Below are 450 nucleotides of genomic sequence, written 5' to 3'. Positions count from 1 at the left end.
ACGTGCAGCCGGCCCAGTGCTACCGGCAGGCTCATGCGCAAGCGGCCGCTGGGCGTCGAACGGCGGAACGCCAAAGCCTCTTCGACCTCGTCCAGATCCTGCAAGATGCCCACACATCGCTCATACAGCACCCGACCATCGTCGGTCAGGCTCAGGCTGCGGGTGGTGCGGTTGAGCAGACGGACCTGCAGACGCGATTCGAGCCGCACGATCGATTTACCGACGGCCGAGCGGGTCAGCCCGAGTTGCCTGGCCGCCGCCGTAAAACTTCCAGTATCCACCGAGGCGACGAAGGCGGCGATGTCGTTCAGGTTATGCAGTTCCATGAGGCCTCCGGGTTTGGCATTCAAGCGGCTTGGCACCGGTTATGGGGAACCCTATTCCCCAATCATGAGCATACCATCTCGATTAGTTAAGCCATCACTAACGTCTGATCGAGGTCATATGAAC

1 protein-coding gene is annotated in these 450 nt (G+C 60.4%); it reads right to left on the bottom strand.

Features of this window, described 5'->3' with window-relative positions; translation table 11 throughout:
• On the bottom strand, positions 1 to 326 hold a 326-nt coding region (locus J5M56_RS25350; protein WP_207938103.1), incomplete at its 3' end, for a LysR family transcriptional regulator.
• Positions 327 to 450: the final 124 nt, after the last annotated feature.

The organism is Pseudomonas sp. 51_B (assembly GCF_017491595.1).
In the GTDB taxonomy this organism is placed as follows: domain Bacteria; phylum Pseudomonadota; class Gammaproteobacteria; order Pseudomonadales; family Pseudomonadaceae; genus Aquipseudomonas; species Aquipseudomonas promysalinigenes.
Note: the sequence above shows the minus strand (reverse complement) of the source record. Positions and strands in the feature narration are given on the sequence as shown.